Annotated in this window: 1 protein-coding gene; it reads left to right on the plus strand. The window is 37.8% G+C overall.

The window, feature by feature from the left end; translation table 11 throughout:
• Nucleotides 1-168, plus strand: a 168-nt coding sequence (gene csrA / locus SB756_RS30745; protein WP_410913326.1) for a carbon storage regulator CsrA, incomplete at its 5' end; no start/stop codon positions are given.
• Between the last annotated feature and the right edge of the window lie 99 nt (nt 169-267).

Here is a 267-nt window from a genome sequence, read left to right on the forward strand (position 1 = left end):
GGTGAAACCCTTATGATCGGTGACGAAGTAACAGTGACCGTTTTAGGAGTTAAAGGAAATCAAGTTCGAATTGGTGTAAATGCACCAAAAGACGTTTCAGTGCATCGTGAAGAGATTTACATGCGTATACAAGCTGAAAAGTCTAACCCTAATCCGGGCAATGCTTAATCAACACGTATACTTAACTAAATAATTTATTTAGCTAAGCCAAAAAGCCACTCATTGAGTGGCTTTTTTGTTTATAAAGTCGAGCATTTCATCTGTGAG

The organism is Pseudomonas sp. SIMBA_068, assembly GCF_046534705.1.
Classification (GTDB): Bacteria; Pseudomonadota; Gammaproteobacteria; order Pseudomonadales; family Pseudomonadaceae; genus Aquipseudomonas; species Aquipseudomonas putida.